Consider the following 18,984-nt stretch of genomic DNA (forward strand, 5'->3'; position numbering starts at 1 on the left):
TCGTCATAGCTTGAGCGAATCCGAGAACGGTTCCGCAACCACCTGATACTCATCCTCATAGACGATGTATCCGGGCCGTGACGTTCTCAAAACCTCTACGACGTGGCCATTTTCTTCAAGGAGCGCGGCGAGAGCAAAGGCTTTAGCCAAATGTTCTTTCGCAGTCGGTTTGAACCAGCTTAATCCGCGCGTCGCGGTCTTGCGATAAAAGCCCTTGGATTTGGAGCGGTTGAAGCGCGCCGGGACTGGAAGATTTTGACGGAACCACAAGAGACTTTCGTTCAGACGGTCGAGTGTTTGTCGATCCAGGTTTGGTTGATCCATGATTTCGTAGGCGGCTGAGAAGAAGCCTTCCCGCGCATGCATGCCATCGACGCGATTCGATCGCGCGAACCGGTGGAACACTACCCCACCCCGACATAACGCTTCACCATGTCCGGATCGGCGCGGACCTCATCGACGCCAACCGTGGCGCGGACGCGGCCGTTTTCGACGAACGTGACGCGGTCGGCGACCGGCAGCACCGCGTCGACCCGCTGCTCGACCAGCAATGTCGAGACGCCGCGCTCGCCAAGCCGCTCGACCGTCTCGCGGACTTTTGCGATCATCGACGGCATCAGGCCTTCGGTCGGTTCGTCCAGCAGCAGCACGTCGGGTTCCAGGCAGAGCGCGCGCGCCATGGCGAGCATCTGCTGCTCGCCGCCCGACAGCGTGCCGGTGCGCTGCCTCAGCCGCTCGCGCAGGATAGGAAACAGCGCCAGCACGTTTTCGCGCGTCTCGGCATCCTTGCCGCGGGCCATCAGGCCGATCTCGATGTTTTCGGCAACGCTCATCTCGGCGAACAGCCGGCGGCCCTGCGGCACATAGGCGACACCGGCCTTGGGCACTTCGTGCGCCGGCAAATCAACTAGGTTCTTAGCACCGAGCGTGATTTTACCCGAGCGCGCCGGCACCAGTCCCATGATCGCTTTCAGCAGGGTCGTCTTGCCGGCGCCGTTGCGCCCGAGCAGGCAATGCACCTCGCCGCGCATCAGGTTGAGCGAGAGACCGTGCAGCACCTGCACCTCGCCGTAGAAGCAGTCGAGGTCTTCGATCCGCAGGATGGGGCTCATGCCGCCGCCCCGAGATAAGCCGCCTGCACGGCAGCGTCGGCGCGGATGTCGTCCGGCGCTCCTTCGGCCAGAACCTTTCCGGCATCGAGCACGGTGATGCGGTCGGCCAGCGCCATCACCACGGGCATGTTGTGTTCGATGATCAGCACGGTGGCCGCGCGCGAAACTTCGCGCACCAGCGCGACAAAATCCTCGATCTCGCCATCGGAAAGGCCCTGCGTCGGCTCGTCGAGGATGAGCAGACGCGGCTTCAACGCAAGTCCCATCGCGACTTCGAGCAGGCGCTGGTGGCCGTAGGAGAGCGAACCGGCGATTTCCCCCGCCCGCCCAGCAAGTCCGGTCGCCGACAGGGCCGCTATAACCCCGTCGCGCAGATGGCCGGCCCCGCGCCCATCGGTCAGCGTGCGCTGAACCGCCAGCGCCACATTGTCGTAGGCCGAGAGATTCGCAAAGACGCTGGTGATCTGGAACGTGTAGGCGATGCCGGCGCGCACCCGCCGGTGCGCCGGCAGTGTCGTGATGTCGCGCCCCTCGAACAGGATCGTGCCGGCGGTCGGCTCGATGCGGCCGCAGATCAGGCTGACGAAGGTCGTCTTGCCGGCGCCGTTCGGTCCGATGACGGCGCGGATTTCGCCCGGCGTGACCGAAAAATCGACACCGTCGACGGCGCGCAGCCCGCCGAAATGTTTCTTCAGCCCGGTCGTGGCGATGAGCGGCGTCACGGCAGCCATCGCACCCACCTCTGGCGCAGCGTGCCCAAAATGCCTTTCGGGAAAAACAGGATGAGCAGGACGAGCGCCAGGCCGACAATGCCCAGCGAACTGAGGTTCCAGCCCGGCAGCCATGCCTTCAGCAGGTCGCCGGAACCATCGATCAGGTAGAACATCAGCAGCGTGCCGATCAGCGGCCCGAGCGTGGTGGCCGCGCCGCCGAGCAGCACCCAGAGCAGAGGCAGGATCGAATACTGGATCGAGGCGAAGGTGGCCCCGACATAACCGAACAGGATGGCGTAGGCCGCACCCGCCGCCGCGCAGATCGTGCCGGACAGAACGGTCGCGGCCAGCTTGTTGGCAAAAGTGTCGAAACCCAGCATGCGGGCGCGCTCCTCGTTCTCGCGGATCGCCACCAGCACACGGCCGAAGCGCGAGCGCACGACCGCCAGCGTCACGACGAGAACGATTGCGAACAGGAAAAGCGCGGCGAAATAGCGTGTGGCCGGGCTCGTGAGGTCGAGATCGAAGCCGGCGAAGGAAAGCCGCCGCTGCCCCTGCGCGATCACCAGACCCTCGTCGCCGCGCGTCCACGACCCGAAATAGAAGAGCGCCAGATAAAACACCTGGGCGAACATCATGGTGACGATCATGAAAGCGACGCCGGTGGTTCTTAGCGCCAGAAAACCGATGACCGTCGACAGCACGACGCCTGCAATCACGCCCGCGGCGAAGGCCGGTGCTACACCCCAGCCGAAATGCACCATCGTCAGTCCCGCGCCGTAGAGTCCTGCCCCGAAAAACATGGCGTGGCCGAGGCTGAGCAGGCCGACATAACCGAACAGAAGATTGTAACCCATTGCAAAAACCGCCAGCACCATGACGCGGGCGAACACCCCATGGTGGTAGTCCGGCAGGACGAAGGCGAGCGTCGCCAGCAGCGCAATCACCGCGCCATGCAAGAGATATTGTTTTGCCGGCGAACTTTCCCCGCTCATCTGGTTTCCGTGCCGAACAGACCCTGCGGACGGAACACCAGCACCATGGCGACCAGCAGCGTCGCGATGATCTTTGCCAAAGTCGGCGTGTAGAAGACGGAGATGATGCCGTCCGATAGGCCGATCAGCAGCGCCGCGATCACGGTGCCGCGCAGCGAGCCCAGCCCGCCGATGATCACGACAATGAAGGAGAGCAGCAACGGGTCGCGGCCCATCAGATAGTGGGCCTGGCTGATCGGCACGGTCAGCACTGCTGCCACGGCCGCCAGCATCGCGCCCAGTGCGAACACGCCGGCATAGACCTTGTCGACGGGAATGCCGAAGGCCTGCGCGGTCTCGCGGTCATATTGCGTGGCGCGCATGATCAGGCCGATCTTCGTGCGCGTCAGCACATACCAGGTCGCGGCCAGCAACAGCGCCGAGGCGGCGATGACGGCCAGCTTGTAGCCGGAATAACCAAACCACGGCAGAAGAACGCGATAGCTGAACGGCGCCTCGACCGGCCGCGCCTCCGGGCCGTAAAACGTTAGCGCCGCCTGCTGGAAAACGTAGAGCAGGCCGATCGTGGCGACGATGGTCGATTCCGGATTGTACTCCAGCCGCCGCAGCACGAGCCGCTCGGAGACCAGCGCGATCGCGCCGACGATCAGCGGGCTGACGATGAGTGCTGCCAGGAAACCCAGCGCCGGATGGCCGGTCACCAGCGAAGCCATCCACCAGGCCAGCACCGCGCCCAGCATGTAGAACTCGCCATGCGCGACGTTGACGACACGCATGACACCGAACACCAATGACAGTCCAAGAGCGATCAGCGCCAGCACCGCCGAATTGACGAGGCCTTCCAGAGTGGCTAGCAGCAGGTGTGGACCGAAGGCCATTCAGTCGTCCTCGCCGGGCGGCCATTGGCGGGCAGTATGGACGACCGACAATATCGAGACGATTTCATCGGCCACCTGATAGATGATCCGATAACTCGGATGCGAAATGGCCTCGCGCGTTCCGTCTATGGCACCCGGCCTTCCCATGAAAGGCTGAGACTTCAGATAAGTTGCGCTGGTCTGGATGCGATTGCGGATACGGTTCGCGGCCGGAGGGTTGTCGGCCCAGATGTGGGAAACAATTTCCGCCAGTTCGTGCCTCGCCTTGGCCGTCCAGACAAGCTTCACTCAGCCGCCTCGCGGCTCTTGTTTTCGAGGTCCGCGATCAGCTTATCCATATGCGCTCTGACTTCTTCGTCACTGTAAACTCGGCCTGCGGCGATATCCGCGCGCGCGGCATCGACCTTGCGCTGTAGCCAAGCGACATACTCCCGGTCCTGATTGACAAAATCGCGCATGAATTCCCGCACGATCTGCGACGCCGGGCGGTCTTCATGCTTGGCCGCGGCCATGAATGCATCGCGCAGTTCAGGCTCCAACTTCATGGTGAAAACGGCTTCCTTGGCCATGGTCATCTCCGATCAAGATACTAACCATGTATATACCACGTCAGTACCTTGTAAGCCAGAATGCCTGCTTCGTGGACGCCGTCGTCATAGTGGCTGGGTCGTATAGTCCCCTTCCGGCTCGTAAAGCCCGTCCTCGATCGAGGTGCGGTGGACGACCTTCAGCTTGCCGCCTTCCACCTTGGAAATGTTCTGGTGGCCAAAACACTGGTGGATTTTTCCGTTGAACGTCTTGTCGCCCTGCGGGTGCTCGGGCCCCTCGGCGAAATTCGTCAGCGCCTCGGTCGCCTCGACCAGCTTGGCGCGGTCTTCCGGCCCCTTGTAGCCCGCATCCTCCATCGCCTTCTTGATGACGTAGAGCGTTTCCCAGCAGCCGAACATGTGGGCGGCCGTCGACACGTCCTTCGGGTCGCCCACCGCCGCGCCGTTCTCGTCGATGCCGACAGCCGCGCGGTAGGCTTTCTGCGCCTCGCTGTCATTCTCCTGGGCGTAGCGCGGCGAACCTTCCCAGAAATGGCTGCCGTCCAAAAATTCCAAGCCGGGGCTGTTGATGTCCACCGCTTCGAGGCTATCGATGAAGCCGAAAAGCTGCGGCCTGTTGGAGCCATAAAACTCGCCGAGTTCCTTGACGAAGGTCAGCACGGCTGGCCCGACCATGACGTGGTACAGCACTTCCGTGTCAGCCGGAATCTGCGGAAAATACTTTGTGAACGAGCTTTCCGTCGGCGGAATGGCGATCTGCGCGATCACCTCGGCGCCCTGCGCCTTCAGCGCCGGCGGCAGGTAGTCGCGATGATCGTAGCCGAAGGCGAAGTCAGGGAAAATCTGCGTGACCTTCTTGCCGACATTGCCGGCGATCCATGGCGCCATTGCCTGGATCTGGCTTTTCACGTCGGTGATGCCGGGCTGGAAGACGTAGCGGTTGAGTTTGGTCGAGGCGACGTGATGGCCCTCGCTGACAACAAAATAGGGCAGCTTTGCCTCGCCCGCCGCCGGCGCGGAGCCGATCACGACATGGGAAAACAGCGTGCCATAGGCGACGTCGACCTTGTGCTGTGTGGCGAATTTGGCAACCACCTCGGCGCCTCGGCCGGGGTCGGTGCCGTCGTCCTCGATGATCACCTCGACCGGGCGGCCGTTTATGCCGCCGGCATCGTTGATCGCCTTGATCGCAGCGGCGGTGGTCTTCTCGTACCAGCGGCCGTAGGCCGCGCCGATGCCGGTCTTGTGCGCCTGGAAGCCGATCTTTATCGGCGCCGAACTTTGCGCCTGGCTGTAGCGGACGAAACCGGGGGCCGCCGCAAGGCCTGCCGAGGCCGCGAGCCCCTTGATTGCGGTGCGGCGGCTAAGACGCTTGCCGATCAAGCTGGAAGCCTTTTTCCCAGTCATGCCCGTTCCCCTTTTTATGATCTGCCAGTCGCCGGACATGAAAAAATCCGGCGCCCAAAACCCATGGATACGGAAACTAAACCATCAATCCCCTAGTGCCGCAAGGGCAGGTATTTGCATGACCAGCCCTCCGCTTTCGCTCCGGGCGTTCGTCGTTCGAAAAGCGTTCGCAGGCTCACCGCTTGGCTTTTCGTCCGCTTCGCGGACCACTCCTCACCTTGCCGTCGGCGTCGAGAGCAGCCACAGGCCGAAGACGGTGTAGCCGATCATCAGCAGGGTCAGCGGCAGTTGCGAGAGCAGCGCATCGCGAGCGGCTCCATGCAGCCGCGCGGCGAGCCCGTGCGCGACCAGGACTGCCAGCACATGGCCGCCGATGATGGCGAAGGCCTGCGCGTTCCAGATCTGGACGGCCTGCTCGGAGCCCATGACGATGCCGGCCGACACCGGCATATAGGCGGTGCCGAAAAGGTTCCAGCCGAGGCCGAACGGGTCCGAAAAGGCAACCAGCGCATATTGGGCATTGACCAGGAAGACCGTCAGGTAGTGTGAAAAATGATAGGCGAGCGCGATCGGCACGATCGACCATACAAGCAACCCGGCCGCATCCAGCGCCGGATGCTTGCCGGCCAGCCGCTCGCCGACCGCGACGCAAATCAGGAACACCGCCGCGAGTGCTACAAACATGCCTGCCAATCCGGCGGTGTTGGTCGATTGCAGGGCGGTGCGACCGGGAAATTCCAGCGGGTTGATGCCGTTCGATCCCAACCAGAAGAAGGTTTTTGAAAAACCGTCGAAGGACACGGACGCCAGCGCCAGCAGCAGGAACAGCGTGCCCGACAGCGGCAATGGCTGTTCGCTCCAGAGTTTCGCGCCGGGCAGGCAGAGCGAGACGCGGCGCCGGTCGTCCGCCGCCGCATCGAAGACGCCGAAGCGCGAGACCATGCGGAAAAAGACCGACAGGAATTCGCCACGCGCCGACCATTGCTCATGGCCGACCACAAGCATGATGGCGAAGGTCAGAAGCCAGTAGCCGCCTGTAGCCATCGCCAGCCGGTAAGGATCGTCCGGCGCGACATAGATCAGCTCGAACCACGCGAAACCTGCGAACAGCACGACCGCCGGCCAGTAGCCGAGTTGTTCCGGCAGGCTTCGGTGTCGCGGGATTAATGCGCCGGCTAATTTTACCGGCGCATACCACGGATCGAGCCAACGCCAGAGATTGCCGAACAGGCCCTGGATGATCGTCAGGCCGATCCACAGCAGCGTCCAGACTGTCAGCGGAAGCGGGTTGGACAGCGGATCGCGGCTGCCCAAAATGCCGGCGGCGATCAGCGTGCACAGGATCAGAAACGAGACAAGGCTCGTCCAGAAACGCAGCGTCTCGGGCACCGCAAACAGCGGGAACCGCCACGCCGCCAGCCTGTCCAGCGTTGCCTGCGGCACGAACAGCAGCGCCAAGAAACTCGCAGCCACGGCCATAGCGCCGCCGAACAGATAATAGCCGGTCGGCAGCAAAAGCACGTAGCCACGATCGGAGGCGTGGGCGAAGGCGTCAGAGGGAGCGATCAGGAAAGCCGCGCAACTGGATGCCGCGATCCAGTCGATACGCCTGCCAAGATCGCGGCAGTCCACGCCCTAAACCTTCACCTTGTGCTCGACCCGCTCCTCATTCCCGAACACACGCAGATACCGCGCGATCTCGGACAGTTCGCCGGTCGCCTTCGCCGGATTGTCGGAAAGTTTTACCGCCGGGCGGCCGTTGGCTTCCGTCACCTTGCACACCAGCGATATGGCGTTCAGACGGTCGGTGTCCACCGGCGCGCAGTCCTCGAAATCGTTGGTCAAATTGGTGCCCCAGCCGAAGGCCATGCGCACCTTGCCATCGAAATGTTTGTACGTCTCCTCGATCGCGTCGACGTCGAGCCCATCGGAAAAGATCAGCAGCCGGTTGCGCGGGTCGACACCTTTGGAACGCCACCAGGCGAGGATTTTTTCGCCGCCCTCGATCGGGGGGGCGCTGTCGGGACGGAAACCGGTCCAGTCGGCCACCCAGTCGGGCGCATCGCGCAGGAAGGAGGCGGTGCCGAAAGCGTCGGGAAGCACGATCAGCAGGTTGCCACCGTAATAGCGCTGCCAGTCGAGCAGGACGTGATAGGGCGACTGGCGCAACGCCTCGTCGGTCTCGGTCAGCGCCGCGAACACCATCGGTAGTTCGTGCGCGTTGGTGCCCAGCGCCTCGAGGTCGGTGTCCATGGCAAGCTTGACGTTGCTGGTGCCGGTAAAGGCGTCGCCGATGCCCTCCTTCAGCGCCTCGACGCACCAGCGCTGCCACAGAAAACTGTGCCGCCGGCGCGTGCCGAAGTCGGAAACTTTTAGGTTCGGCAGCTTGCGCAGCCGTTCGGTCTTGTCCCACAGCTTTGCCTTGGCGCGCGCGTAAAGCACGTCGAGCGAGAACGGCCCGAAACCGCTCATCGCAGCGCGCGAGCGCAATTCGTTGATGATCGCCAGCGCCGGGATCTCCCACATGGAAGTGTACATCCACGGGCCGTGGAAATGCAGCTCGTATTGGCCGTCCCTCTTTTCCAGTTCGTATTCGGGCAGCCGGAAATTCTCCAGCCACGACAGGAATTCAGGCTCGAAAATCTGCTTGCGGCCGTAAAAAGTGTTACCGGCCAGCCAGATCATCTCCTTCTTGCCGAAGCGCAACGTGCGCGCATGGTCCAACTGCTCGCGCAGCGCGCCTTCGTCGATCTCGTCGGCCAGCCGGGCGCTGGTCGTGCGGTTGATCAGGGAGAAGGTGGCGTCGACTTTTGGATACATGCCCCAGATCATCTGCAGCATCAGCAGCTTGTAGAAATCCGTGTCCAGCAGGCTGCGGACGATAGGGTCCAGCTTCCAGGCATGGTTGTAAACGCGTCTGGCAATGTCGGTCTTGGTCATCGACCCAAAAACCCCGCTCCTTCCTCCCGGGCCGTCAAGCCCGGAAGCGCCTATAGCATTGAATTTTTTCCAGTGCGCCAGCTTTCCTTTGGTCCTGCCTGATGCTGACACCATTGACGCAGGGCCGCCTGGCGCGTTGAATGTCCGCAAGGCGTTGGCACGCCATGGGCTACCCGGCCGATGCCGCCTGGCGATGGAGGGTCGCGTGGCGAACGTGCCTGGCTTTTCACGCGTTAATGCGCTGGTGCGGGGCTACCAGGTCTCCCGGCTGATCGAAATCGCCTGTTCGCTTGAGGTGGCGGACCGCATCGGTGCGGTGGGACGGCCGATCTCAGAACTAGCGGCGGAGTGCGGCGCCGATCCCGAACGGCTGGAGCGGCTTTTGTGCGCGCTGTCGGCCTTCGGATTGTTCACCGTCTCGAACGCTGGCGACGTCAGCCACACGGAGGACTCCCGGCACCTGCGCAAGGATTCCGTGCCCACGCTTCATTATGCTTCGCGCTATTACGGCATGGCGAGTTCATGGGCTGTCTGGGGCGCGGCCGGCCAGGCGATGAGCGGCGATACGCCCTTCGAGGCCGAATATGGAAAACCCTATTTCGACTATCTCGCGCAGAATCCGGCGGAAGCCGCCATCTTCGACGCCTTCATGCAGCACAGTCCCGACGACCGTCATGCCGCGGTCGTTGACGCCTACGATTTTTCGCAGGCGCAACTGGTCGTGGATGTCGGCGGCGGCAACGGCGCGCTGCTCGCGGCCATTCTCGGCCGGTATCCCGGCCCGCGCGGCATCCTGCTGGATCAGGCGGCAACCCGCTCGATGGACCAGACCGTGTTCGGCGCCGCTGCGGGCCGCTGCACAATCGACACCGGGAATTTTTTCGACCGCATTCCGGCAGGCGGCAACATCTATACCATGTCGCAGATCCTGCACGACTGGAACGACGCCCGCTGTCTAGTCATCCTGTCGCGCTGCCGCGAGGCGATTCGGGCGGATGGCAGCCTGCTGGTCATCGAACGCGTGCTCGACGCCACGCCCGGCGAGACCGATCCGATCAACTTTCTCGCCGACATGCACATGATGATGCTATACCCAGGCGCGAAGGAGCGATCGCTGGCCGAATATGCCGTGCTGTTCCGGCATACCGGCTTCGGCGAGCCGAGACTGATCCGCACGCGCTCGGCTTTTTCGATCGTCGAGACCAAGCCTGCCTGATTCGCCAACACCGGCCGGTGCAGGCAAACTACCGCGCCACGTAGCCGCCGTCGGCCGACAGGATCGCGCCGGTGACGAAGGACGAGGCGTCGGAAGCGAGGAAGGCAATTGCCTCGGCGATTTCCCGCGGCGAACCGATGCGGCCAATCGGATGCGCGGCCTTGATGGCGCGCTCGGCGGCCACCGGGTCGGGCTGGCTGTCCAGATAGCGGGTCAGGAACGGTGTATCGACCGAGCCCGGCGCCACCGAATTCACCCGAACGCCATGTTCCGCATAGTCCACGGCGAGCTGGCGGGTCAGTTGCACGATCGCGCCCTTGCTGGCGCAATAGGCGGCCTGCAACGGCAAGCCGACCAGACCCGAAATCGAGCTGACACTGACGATGGACCCGCTCTTTTGCCTGATCATTTCCGGCAGCACCGCACGACAATGATGGAACACCCCGGTTACGTTGACCGCCATCAGGTCGTTCCATTCATCCTCTCCGGTCGAGAGAATGTCCTTGGTGATGATCACGGCGGCATTGTTGACCAGGATGTCGAGGCGCCCGAAACGCGACAGCGCGGTCTCGGCAGCCTTGCGCGCCGTCTCGGCCTTTCGCACATCGCCGGCCACGGTTGCGACATTCGAAGCCTCAAGCTTCGAAACCCTGGCGTCGACGTCCTCGGCCACCACCGATGCGCCGCGCCGGGTCAGAAGCTCGACGGTCGCCCGCCCCACGCCGCCCGCTGCCCCGGTGACGATCGCAACCTTGCCGTCGAGCGGCTTTGCATCATTCATGAACATCCTCCCATCCTCGGCGCCGACTCGGCCACGGCGTCCGACGTCAGATAGCACGACTGTCGGATGCTATCGCGCCTACCAGACATTATTCCGTCGCGCCAACGGCCGACAGCCCATCGGCTCACCGCAAGAGGCGCGCCGCATCGACAGCGCAACCCGCACGTGCCAAAAACTGCGCCGCGAAAGGAGCCCGTCATGACCGCACGCCGCCCCTCCTTCGTGTCGATGGCGGCGCAGTTGTTCGTTGCCGACATCGATGCATCCTGCGCCTACTTCACGCAAAAACTCGGATTCGCGGTCGATTTCGTCTATGGCGAGCCGCCTTTCTACGGGCAGGTCCGGCGCGACAATGCGCGGCTATCGCTGCGGCATGTCGACGAACCGGTGTTCGTCGGCAACATCAGGCGGCGCGAGGACCTGCTGTCGGCGGCGATCAATCTGGAAACGAGCGGCGAAATCAAAAAACTGTTCGAGGACTTTCAAAAGGCCGGTGCGACATTCCACAAGCCGCTGCGCGAAGAACGGTGGGGCGCTCTGAATTTCATCGTGCTCGACCCAGACGGCAACCTGATCCTGTTCGCCGGCCCGGCGGAGTGAGCCTCTACCGTCACGCCGGCTTGACGCCCATCGCCTTGTCGCGGAAATCGGCGGCGAAACCGATGAAGCCGTCGTAGTTCGCCGCCTTCTGCTGGAAATAGGGCAGTGTGTCGGCATGGGTGGTGATCATGAAGCGGTCCTCCGCCATGCCCTGGAACGCCCTTTCCGCCACCTCCTCCGGCTCGATCGCGCCGGGCTGCAGATAGGGGATGCCCTGGATCATCGGCGTCTTCACCGCGCCGGGACAGAGTACCGAGACCTTGATGCCGCGCGTGCGGTAGCTGAAGGCCAGCCACTCGCCGAAGCCAAGTGCCGCATGTTTTGTGGTCAGATAACCGGCGCTGCCCAGCGACAGCACGAGCGCGGCCGCCGAGGCGGTGATCAGGATGCGGCCGCCGCCTTGCGCCACCATGCCCGGCACGACATGCCGCGCCACACGGATGTGGCTCATCTGGTTGACGGCGATGATCCTTTCCCAGGCTTCTTCGCTCGCCTCGGCATCCATCGGCATGCCGATACCTGCATTGGAGCAGAACACGTCGATGCCGCCCTCCGTCGCCACCACGTCGTCCACCAACGCCTTGATTCCTGCGTCGGAGCCGACATCGGTTTGGCGAAAGCGGGCGCCGTCGATGACCGGGCTTTCGACAAGATCGGCAGCCACTACTCTCGCGCCTGCCGCGGCGAAACGGCGGGTAAGCGCCAAACCAATACCGCTCGACGCCCCGGTGACGACGACGGTCTTGTCCTTCATGTCCATGTCTCGGTCCTGTCTTCGGTCTTAGGGACGCCACGCCGTCGCGGCGTGGTCGCAACCGATGCCGGCGCCTTTGAGTACCACCGGCCGCGCTGCGAAGACTGCTCACTACACATGTCTGCTGTCGAGCAATGTCGCAACCTTCGGTTAGCAAAGTCTTGTCCGGTACGAGTTCCAGGTTGCCGCTTCTATCGTTCAGCCGTCGCCCTTGCCGCGCGCCGCTTGCGGATGCCGATCTGGCCGGCCACCGCCGTCTCGCCGCGGCTGGCGGCGGCGTCGCGCTCGGCAAAAATCCAGTCTATGAAAGCCTGCACCACCGGGGCCGACCTCATCTGGCCACGGCAGGCGACGTAGAAGGAATCCACCGCCGGCACGGCAAGGTTGAACGGCGTCACCAGTTGCCCGCGCGCCAGGAGCCCGCTGGCAGTGACCGAATCGCCGAGCGCCACGCCATGGCCGTGCAGCGCCGCCTCGGTCGACAGTTGCGCGTCGCTCATCTGCAGTTGCGGACCACGGGCCAGTTCCAATGCGTCGGCCGCCGCGAGCCAAGTGTGCCATTCGCGCCCGTCGTCGCCATGCAGCATGACATGGTCGGCGAGGTCGCGCACCGTGCGGATCGGCCGGTTGTTGATCAGCGTCGGGCTGGCGACGGGAAACAATTCGAGGTCCGACCATTTGCGGAACCAGCAGTCGCTCCAGTCGCGGTCGCCATAGTGCACGCAGATGTCCACGTCCGGCGAGCGCAGGTCGCGCGGATCGTTGGAGGCGCGCAGCTTCAACCTGATGTTCGGATATTGGGCGACGAAGCTGCCGATACGCGGGATAACCCAGAGCGACAGCAGCGCGGCGACGCAGCTCACACAAAGCTGGCCTGAGCCTGTCGGGCGCGTCAGCCGAGCCGTCGCCGCCGCTATGCCTTCGAAGGCGCCGGAGACAGCCGGCAGCAGGTCGGCTCCATGCGGCGACAATTTCAGCCGCTGACCGGAGCGCTCGAACAGCTTGACCTTGAGCGTCGCTTCCAGCGCCTTGATCTGGTGGCTGACGGCACCGTGGGTGACGCTGAGTTCCGCCGCCGCCTTGGTCAGCGAACCGTGCCTGGCCGTCGCCTCGTAGGCGCGCAGCGGATTGAGGGGAGGCAGGCGGCCGGGCATCGCAAGCGCTCCAGGCGGGATATGTTCGTGAGAAAATCTCACATGCGACGCTATAACAATATCAATTGATCTTTCAATGGATTCGGCGCAGTTTTGTTCAAATCATAAAAGCAGGCTTGGGAAACACCGAAGGGCACACGCTTCGCCGCGACAGGCGGACGTGAACGCCCCTCGCAAGCATATCGGCACCGTTAGGGTTCCGCAGGAGGATTTCATGGGTTTCTCGGAAAGCAAGCTCGAGGCGCTGCGCCGCAAATATGGTGAAAGCCACGGCGGCGAATTGTTCAACCCGCAGTTCCGTCGGGTCGCCGACAAGATCTTCACCAAGAGCGGTACGCGGCTCGCTCCCTATTCCGGTATCCCGACCTTCCTGACCGCGCCCTACATGCCCGTCGACAATGACGAACCGGATTTCGGCGACCTGCAGGTGGCGATCGTCGGCGTGCCGATGGATCTCGGCGTCACCAACCGCCCGGGTTCGCGCTTCGGGCCGCGTGCGCTGCGCGCCATAGAGCGCATCGGCCCCTACAATCACGTTTTGGACTGCGCCCCCGTGCAGGATCTGCGCGTCGCCGACATCGGCGACGTCTCCTTCCAGAGCCGCTATCGGCTCGAATTGAGCCACGACGATATCGAGCGCCGCATCGGGCAAATCGTCGAAGCCGGCGTCGCTCCGCTGTCGGTCGGCGGCGACCATTCGATCAGCCATCCGATCCTCAAGGCGGTCGGCAAGAAGCGTCCGGTCGGCATGATCCACATCGATGCGCATTGCGACACCGGCGGCGCCTACGATCTGACGAAATTCCACCATGGCGGACCGTTCCGCAATGCGGTGCTGGACGGCGTGCTCGATCCGACTCGCACCATCCAGATCGGCATCCGCGGCTCGGCCGAATATCTGTGGGAGTTCACCTACGAGTCCGGCATGACGGTGATCCACGCCGAGGACGTATCCGGCATGGGCATCCCGGCGGTGATCGAGAAGGCGAAAAAAATCGTCGGCGACGGCCCGACCTATGTTTCCTTCGACGTCGACAGCCTGGACCCGGCCTTCGCGCCCGGCACGGGGACGCCGGAGGTCGGCGGCCTGACGACCCGCGAGGTGCTGGAAATCCTGCGCGGGCTGAAGGGCCTGAACATCGTCGGCGGCGACGTGGTCGAGGTGGCGCCGCAATATGACAGCACCACCAATACGGCTCACGCCGGCGCGCAGGTGTTGTTCGAGATCCTTTCGCTGATGGTGTTCAGCCCGGCGATCACCGGCAAGGAGGCCTGATCTACCAATACGGCAAGTCCGACGCCGACCTGGAACCGTCGATCGGACTGCCGCTCTGAAAAAAACCAGCTTCCAGAAAAGGGGAACGACAATGACAATCCATGCGAAGCTCAAATCGTCCATCGCCGCCGTGCTGCTCATCGGCGCATCCGGCCTCGGCCTCGCCACGCTGCCGGCCAGTGCCGATGCGGTCGCCGACATCACCGCCGCCGGCCAGATCAATGTCGGCATCTTTTCCGACTTCCCGCCCTTCTCCTCGGCCAGCGCCGACATGAGCATCAAGGGCTATGACATCGACGTCGCGCAAGCCATCGCCGACAGCCTCGGCGTCAAGCTCAACCTGGTCAGCGTCACCGGCCAGAACCGCATCCCCTACCTGACGGACAAGCGCGTCGACATGCTGATGAGCGTCGGCTATTCCAAGGAACGCGCCGAGGTCATCGACTTCGCCGCCGCCTATGCGCCCTACTACATCGCAGTGATCGGCCCGGCCGCCCTCGAAGTGAAGGGCAAGGATGACCTCGCCGGCAAGACCATCGCCGTCAACCGCGGCACGTTGGAGGACACTTCGCTGACCGAAGCAGCGCCGGCCTCCGCCGACATCCGCCGCTTCGACAACTACAACGCCGTGATCCAGGCCTTCATTTCGGAGCAGACCCAGCTCATGGTCGTCGGCAACGACGTCGGCGCGCAGGTTCTTGCCCGGCAGGAAGGGCTGAAGCCCGAGCAGAAATTCCAGCTCCTGACCTCGCCGTCGCATATTGGCCTCAACAAGAACGAAGAGGCCTTGAAGAAGGCGATCAACGACGCGGTCGCCAAGATGCTGGCCGACGGCAAGCTCAACGAAAGCTCGGAAACCTGGCTGAAGACGCCGCTCAATCCTGACAACCTCAAGGATTGAGTGTTGTGGCCTACAGCCTCGACTTCGGCTGGCTGAACGATGCGCTCGGCGCGATTGCTCGCGGCGCCGCCATGACGGTCTTCCTGATCGTCGTGACCACGCTGCTCGGAACCGTACTCAGCGTGCTCGCGGCGGCCGGACGGCGCGGCGGCAATCGCCTGCTGCGGCAGGCGATCGGCCTCTATGTCGAGGTGATCCGCAACACGCCGTTCCTGGTGCAGCTCTTCTTCATCTTCTTCGGGTTGCCCAGCCTCGGCATCAGGCTCGATCCGGTCGTTGCCGCCATTCTCGCCATGACGCTCAACATGGCGGCCTATACCACCGAAATCGTCGGCGCCGGTCTCGACGCCGTGCCGCGCGGCCAGAAGGAAGCAGCGCTGGCGCTCGGACTGCGGCCGCGTCAGGTGTTCATCAAGATCGTGCTGCCTCAGGCGCTGAAGGTCATCTTTCCGGCGCTGACCAGCCAGATCGTGATCATGATGCTGGAATCCGCGGTCGTGTCGCAGATCGCGGTGCGCGAACTCACCTATGAGGCTGATATGCTGCAGGCCAGAACCTTCCGCGCGTTCGAGACCTATCTTGTCGTCACCGCCGTCTATCTCGGCCTCTCGATCGGATTGCGGCGTCTCCTCGTCAAAGGCGGGCAGAGGATGTTGTCGGCGGGTGTGACATGATCGAGTTCACCTTCTGGGACATCGTGCGCAACCTGCTCTTCGCCACGCGCTGGACGATCCTGCTGTCGGTTGCCGCCTTTGCCGGCGGCGCCATCGTCGGCATCGCCATCCTGCTGCTCAGGATATCCAAGGCCAAGTGGGCAAGGCGCTTCGGCAGCGGCTACATCGCGCTGTTCCAGGGCACCCCGCTGCTGATGCAGCTCTTCCTGATGTTTTTCGGCCTGCCAATGCTCGGGCTGCGTATCGAACCATGGATGGCGGCCGTGCTCGGCCTGACCTTCTTCGCCAGCGCCTACCTCGCCGAAATCTGGCGCAGTGGCGTCGACGCGCTGCCGCGCGGCCAATGGGATGCCGGCGCCAGCCTCGGGCTGCACTATGTCCAGGAGTTGCGGCTGGTCATCCTGCCGCAAGCCTTCTCGATCACCCGGGCGCCGGTCGTCGGCTTCCTTGTCCAGCTTATCAAGGCGACGGCGCTGACCTCGATCATCGGATTCGAGGAGCTTTTGAGAACCTCGAACGCCATCAACAATGCGACCTTCGAGCCGTTCACCGTTTATGGGCTGGTCGCGCTGATCTTTTTCGTGCTGTGCTATCCTCTCACTCAATATGCGAGGATGCTGGAGAGCCGCGCAGCCGCGCACTGAACCTCGTCATCGCTTGACCATATGGGAACCGCCGCAACGTCGGCCAAAACAGGAGAAATGAAATGCAAAAAATTCTGAAGGGTCCGCTCAGCCGTCGCACGGTGCTGTCAGGCGCACTCGCCGCCACCGGCGTTCTCGCCCTGCCGTCGATCCTGCGCGCGCAGGACAAGTCGCTGAAGGTCGGCGTCTATGGCGGCTATTTCCAGAAATCCTTCGACGAGCACATCTTCCCCGAATTCACCAAGGCGACCGGCATCGCGGTGGAATCGGTCGCCGAGCCGACGGGCGAGGCCTGGCTAGTGCAGCTCGAACAGGCGGCCAAGGCAGGACAGGCCCCGGCCGACGTGTCGATGATGTCGCAGACCTCGACGCTCAAGGGCCAGTCCACCGAACTCTGGGTGCCGATCGACGAGAAGAAGATCAAGAATTTCGGCGACCTGCTGCCGCAATTCATCAACAAATATCCCGACGGCCGTATCGCCGGCATCGGCGCGGTGGCGTGGTACATCACGCTGGTCACCAACACCGACGTCTACAAGGAAGCCCCGACCTCGTGGCAGGCACTGTGGGATCCGGCAAACGCCGACAAGCTCGGCCTACTGGCGCTGGTCTCCAACTCCTTCCTGCTGGAAGTGACCGCAAAGACCTTCTTCGGCGGCACCAACGCGCTCGACACCGAGGAGGGCCAGATAAAGGCCTTCGAGAAGCTGGCGGAGGTGAAACCCAATGTCCGCCTCTGGTATCGCGACGAGGCGCAGTTCGAGCAGGCGCTGAAGTCGGGCGAGATCCCGATGGGGCAATATTACCACGACGTGACCGGCCTTGCCGCCGCCGACGGCCAGCCGGTGCGCTCCACCTTCCCGAAGGAGGGCGGCATCCAGGATTCCGGAAACTGGGTCATCTCCCGCGCCTCGCAAAAGGCCGACGAGGCGCATGTCTTCATCGACTATATGAGCCAGCCGTCGATCCAGGGCCTGATGTCGCGCAAGGTCGGAACCGCGCCGACGCTGAAGAAGGACAAGCTCGACCTGACGGCGGAGGAATTCGCGGCCGTGTCGTCGGAAATCCCGCCGATCATCCCGCGCTACGACCTCTACACCACGAAGTCCGACTGGCTGAACCAGAAATGGACGGAGATGATCGCGGGCTGAGAAGCCTCTTACCCTCCCCCCCTCGTGGGGAGGGTCGCGAGCAAAGCGAGCGGGGTGAGGGAAAAAAGGGTCTAGTTTCGCCCCCACCCCGGCTCGCAAACTTCGTTTCACTCAGCCTGCTCACCGACCCTCCCCACAAGGGGGAGGGTGAAGGGGGAACTCCATGTCCGGCCTGGCCATCAAATCTGTCACCAAGCAGTTCGGCGATTTCAAAGCCGTGGACAGCGTGAATCTTTCGGTGCCGCACGGCACCTTCGTCTGCCTGCTCGGCCCGTCGGGCTGCGGCAAGACCACGCTCTTGAGGATGATCGCGGGGCTTGAGGAACCTAGCGCGGGCGAGATCGCCATAGACGGCGAGGACATCACCAAGACACCGACCCACAAGCGCAATTTCGGCATGGTGTTCCAGTCGCTTGCGCTGTTCCCGCACCTTTCGGTCGGCGACAACATCTCCTATGCGCTGCGCATCCGCGGCTCCTCGAAGGACCAACAGAAGGCGCGTGCCGACGAACTGCTGAAGCTCGTCCACCTGCCGGGCTTCGCCGATCGTCCGGTGGCAAAACTTTCCGGCGGCCAGCGGCAGCGGGTCGCCATCGCAAGGGCGCTGGCGCTGTCGCCGAAACTGTTCCTGCTCGACGAACCGATGTCGGCGCTCGACGCAAAATTGCGTGAATCCATGCAGGTCGAGTTGCGGCAATTGCAGCAGCGGCTGGGCATCACAACAATCGTCGTCACCCACGACCAGCGCGAAGCCATGACCATGGCCGATCTCGTCGTGGTCATGGGCCAGGGGAAAATCCGCCAGGCCGCCGCGCCCATCGACATTTACCGGAAACCCGCCGACGCCTTCGTCGCCGACTTCATCGGCTCGACCAATCTGCTCGAGGCCAGCGCCGACGGCGCAGGCCGCGCCTCGATCCTCGGCACGGTCATCCCCGGCCTATCGCTGCCCGCCGGCGCGGCGAAATCCTCCGTGTCGGTGCGGCCAGAGGACGTGCATCTCGGCCCGCCTTCCGCCGGCGCCATCGACGGCACGGTCACCTTCGTGCGCGACCTCGGAGCGACGATCGAGACCTATATCGAAGCCGGCGGCGCCACCATCGTCGCTGTGACGACACCACGCGAGCGCGTCGATGTCGCGACCGGCGCGAAGGTCGGCGTGACACTGCCGCCGCAAGCCTGTGTGGTGGTGAAGTCATGACATCGGCGATCCTCTCCTTGCTGGCTTGCGCGCCCCCTC

Annotated in this window: 20 protein-coding genes and 1 pseudogene; 8 read left to right on the forward strand and 13 right to left on the reverse strand. The window is 63.5% G+C overall.

The window, feature by feature from the left end; genetic code table 11:
- Positions 1-3: 3 nt before the first annotated feature.
- From ABMA59_RS24285 to pncB, 10 genes are all read right to left on the reverse strand, one after another.
- Positions 4-405, reverse strand: coding sequence for a hypothetical protein (locus ABMA59_RS24285; protein ID WP_349007981.1), 402 nt, complete (start codon positions 403-405; stop codon positions 4-6).
- The gene (locus tag ABMA59_RS24290; RefSeq protein ID WP_349007982.1) at positions 405-1,112 is read right to left on the reverse strand and encodes an ABC transporter ATP-binding protein; all 708 of its coding nucleotides are present in this window, start codon (positions 1,110-1,112) and stop codon (positions 405-407) included. Before ABMA59_RS24290 ends, ABMA59_RS24285 begins: the two co-directional genes overlap by 1 nt.
- Positions 1,109-1,834 carry an ABC transporter ATP-binding protein gene (locus ABMA59_RS24295; protein ID WP_349008064.1) on the reverse strand — a complete coding sequence of 242 codons (726 nt, stop codon included), beginning with the start codon at positions 1,832-1,834 and terminating at the stop codon, positions 1,109-1,111. Before ABMA59_RS24295 ends, ABMA59_RS24290 begins: the two co-directional genes overlap by 4 nt.
- Positions 1,831-2,820, reverse strand: a complete 990-nt coding sequence (locus ABMA59_RS24300) for a branched-chain amino acid ABC transporter permease (protein WP_349007983.1) — start codon at positions 2,818-2,820, stop codon at positions 1,831-1,833. The genes ABMA59_RS24295 and ABMA59_RS24300 overlap by 4 nt, the downstream gene beginning before the upstream one ends.
- Entirely contained in the window at positions 2,817-3,698 is an 882-nt protein-coding gene (locus ABMA59_RS24305) for a branched-chain amino acid ABC transporter permease (RefSeq protein WP_349007984.1), read from the reverse strand. The genes ABMA59_RS24300 and ABMA59_RS24305 overlap by 4 nt, the downstream gene beginning before the upstream one ends.
- Positions 3,699-3,986, reverse strand: a complete 288-nt coding sequence (locus ABMA59_RS24310) for a type II toxin-antitoxin system RelE/ParE family toxin (RefSeq protein WP_349007985.1) — start codon at positions 3,984-3,986, stop codon at positions 3,699-3,701.
- Entirely contained in the window at positions 3,983-4,267 is a 285-nt protein-coding gene (locus ABMA59_RS24315) for a CopG family ribbon-helix-helix protein (protein WP_349007986.1), read from the reverse strand. The genes ABMA59_RS24310 and ABMA59_RS24315 overlap by 4 nt, the downstream gene beginning before the upstream one ends.
- An 84-nt stretch (positions 4,268-4,351) precedes the next feature.
- Complete coding sequence (locus ABMA59_RS24320; protein ID WP_349007987.1) at positions 4,352-5,653, reverse strand: ABC transporter substrate-binding protein; 1,302 nt, start codon at positions 5,651-5,653, stop codon at positions 4,352-4,354.
- 213 nt (positions 5,654-5,866) lie between these two features.
- Entirely contained in the window at positions 5,867-7,285 is a 1,419-nt protein-coding gene (locus ABMA59_RS24325; protein WP_349007988.1) for a hypothetical protein, read from the reverse strand.
- A gap of 3 nt (positions 7,286-7,288) precedes the next feature.
- Positions 7,289-8,593 carry a nicotinate phosphoribosyltransferase gene (pncB, locus tag ABMA59_RS24330; RefSeq protein WP_349007989.1) on the reverse strand — a complete coding sequence of 435 codons (1,305 nt, stop codon included), beginning with the start codon at positions 8,591-8,593 and terminating at the stop codon, positions 7,289-7,291.
- Positions 8,594-8,798: 205 nt separating this feature from the next.
- Here pncB and ABMA59_RS24335 point away from each other — a divergent pair, with 205 nt between their 5' ends.
- Positions 8,799-9,809 (forward strand): methyltransferase, encoded by a 1,011-nt coding sequence (locus ABMA59_RS24335; RefSeq protein ID WP_349007990.1) that lies wholly within the window; start codon positions 8,799-8,801, stop codon positions 9,807-9,809.
- Between the two features lie 28 nt (positions 9,810-9,837).
- Here ABMA59_RS24335 and ABMA59_RS24340 read toward each other — a convergent pair whose 3' ends face one another.
- Positions 9,838-10,590: an SDR family NAD(P)-dependent oxidoreductase gene (locus ABMA59_RS24340; protein ID WP_349007991.1), complete on the reverse strand. Its 753-nt coding sequence runs from the start codon at positions 10,588-10,590 to the stop codon at positions 9,838-9,840.
- Between the two features lie 174 nt (positions 10,591-10,764).
- Here ABMA59_RS24340 and ABMA59_RS24345 point away from each other — a divergent pair.
- Positions 10,765-11,190 (forward strand): annotated as a pseudogene (locus ABMA59_RS24345) (VOC family protein); the annotation flags it as partial.
- A gap of 10 nt (positions 11,191-11,200) precedes the next feature.
- Here the strand turns inward: ABMA59_RS24345 and ABMA59_RS24350 are convergent.
- Both ABMA59_RS24350 and ABMA59_RS24355 read right to left on the reverse strand, forming a co-directional pair.
- Positions 11,201-11,950 carry an SDR family NAD(P)-dependent oxidoreductase gene (locus ABMA59_RS24350; protein ID WP_349007992.1) on the reverse strand — a complete coding sequence of 250 codons (750 nt, stop codon included), beginning with the start codon at positions 11,948-11,950 and terminating at the stop codon, positions 11,201-11,203.
- Between the two features lie 185 nt (positions 11,951-12,135).
- Positions 12,136-13,098, reverse strand: a complete 963-nt coding sequence (locus tag ABMA59_RS24355) for a LysR substrate-binding domain-containing protein (RefSeq protein WP_349007993.1) — start codon at positions 13,096-13,098, stop codon at positions 12,136-12,138.
- A 214-nt stretch (positions 13,099-13,312) separates the two neighbouring features.
- Between ABMA59_RS24355 and speB the strand changes: the two genes are divergently transcribed.
- From speB to ABMA59_RS24385, 6 genes are all read left to right on the forward strand, one after another.
- Positions 13,313-14,374: an agmatinase gene (gene speB, locus ABMA59_RS24360; RefSeq protein ID WP_349007994.1), complete on the forward strand. Its 1,062-nt coding sequence runs from the start codon at positions 13,313-13,315 to the stop codon at positions 14,372-14,374.
- Between the two features lie 91 nt (positions 14,375-14,465).
- Positions 14,466-15,275 (forward strand): transporter substrate-binding domain-containing protein, encoded by an 810-nt coding sequence (locus tag ABMA59_RS24365; protein ID WP_349007995.1) that lies wholly within the window; start codon positions 14,466-14,468, stop codon positions 15,273-15,275.
- Between the two features lie 5 nt (positions 15,276-15,280).
- Entirely contained in the window at positions 15,281-15,949 is a 669-nt protein-coding gene (locus tag ABMA59_RS24370) for an amino acid ABC transporter permease (RefSeq protein ID WP_349007996.1), read from the forward strand.
- Positions 15,946-16,593: an amino acid ABC transporter permease gene (locus tag ABMA59_RS24375; RefSeq protein WP_349007997.1), complete on the forward strand. Its 648-nt coding sequence runs from the start codon at positions 15,946-15,948 to the stop codon at positions 16,591-16,593. The genes ABMA59_RS24370 and ABMA59_RS24375 overlap by 4 nt, the downstream gene beginning before the upstream one ends.
- 62 nt (positions 16,594-16,655) lie before the next feature.
- Positions 16,656-17,744: an ABC transporter substrate-binding protein gene (locus tag ABMA59_RS24380; protein ID WP_349007998.1), complete on the forward strand. Its 1,089-nt coding sequence runs from the start codon at positions 16,656-16,658 to the stop codon at positions 17,742-17,744.
- 163 nt (positions 17,745-17,907) lie between these two features.
- On the forward strand, positions 17,908-18,945 hold the full coding sequence (locus ABMA59_RS24385) for an ABC transporter ATP-binding protein (RefSeq protein ID WP_349007999.1): 1,038 nt from the start codon (positions 17,908-17,910) through the stop codon (positions 18,943-18,945).
- The last annotated feature ends 39 nt before the right edge of the window (positions 18,946-18,984 follow it).

This window comes from Mesorhizobium yinganensis (assembly GCF_040081985.1).
GTDB classification, from domain to species: domain Bacteria; phylum Pseudomonadota; class Alphaproteobacteria; order Rhizobiales; family Rhizobiaceae; genus Kumtagia; species Kumtagia yinganensis.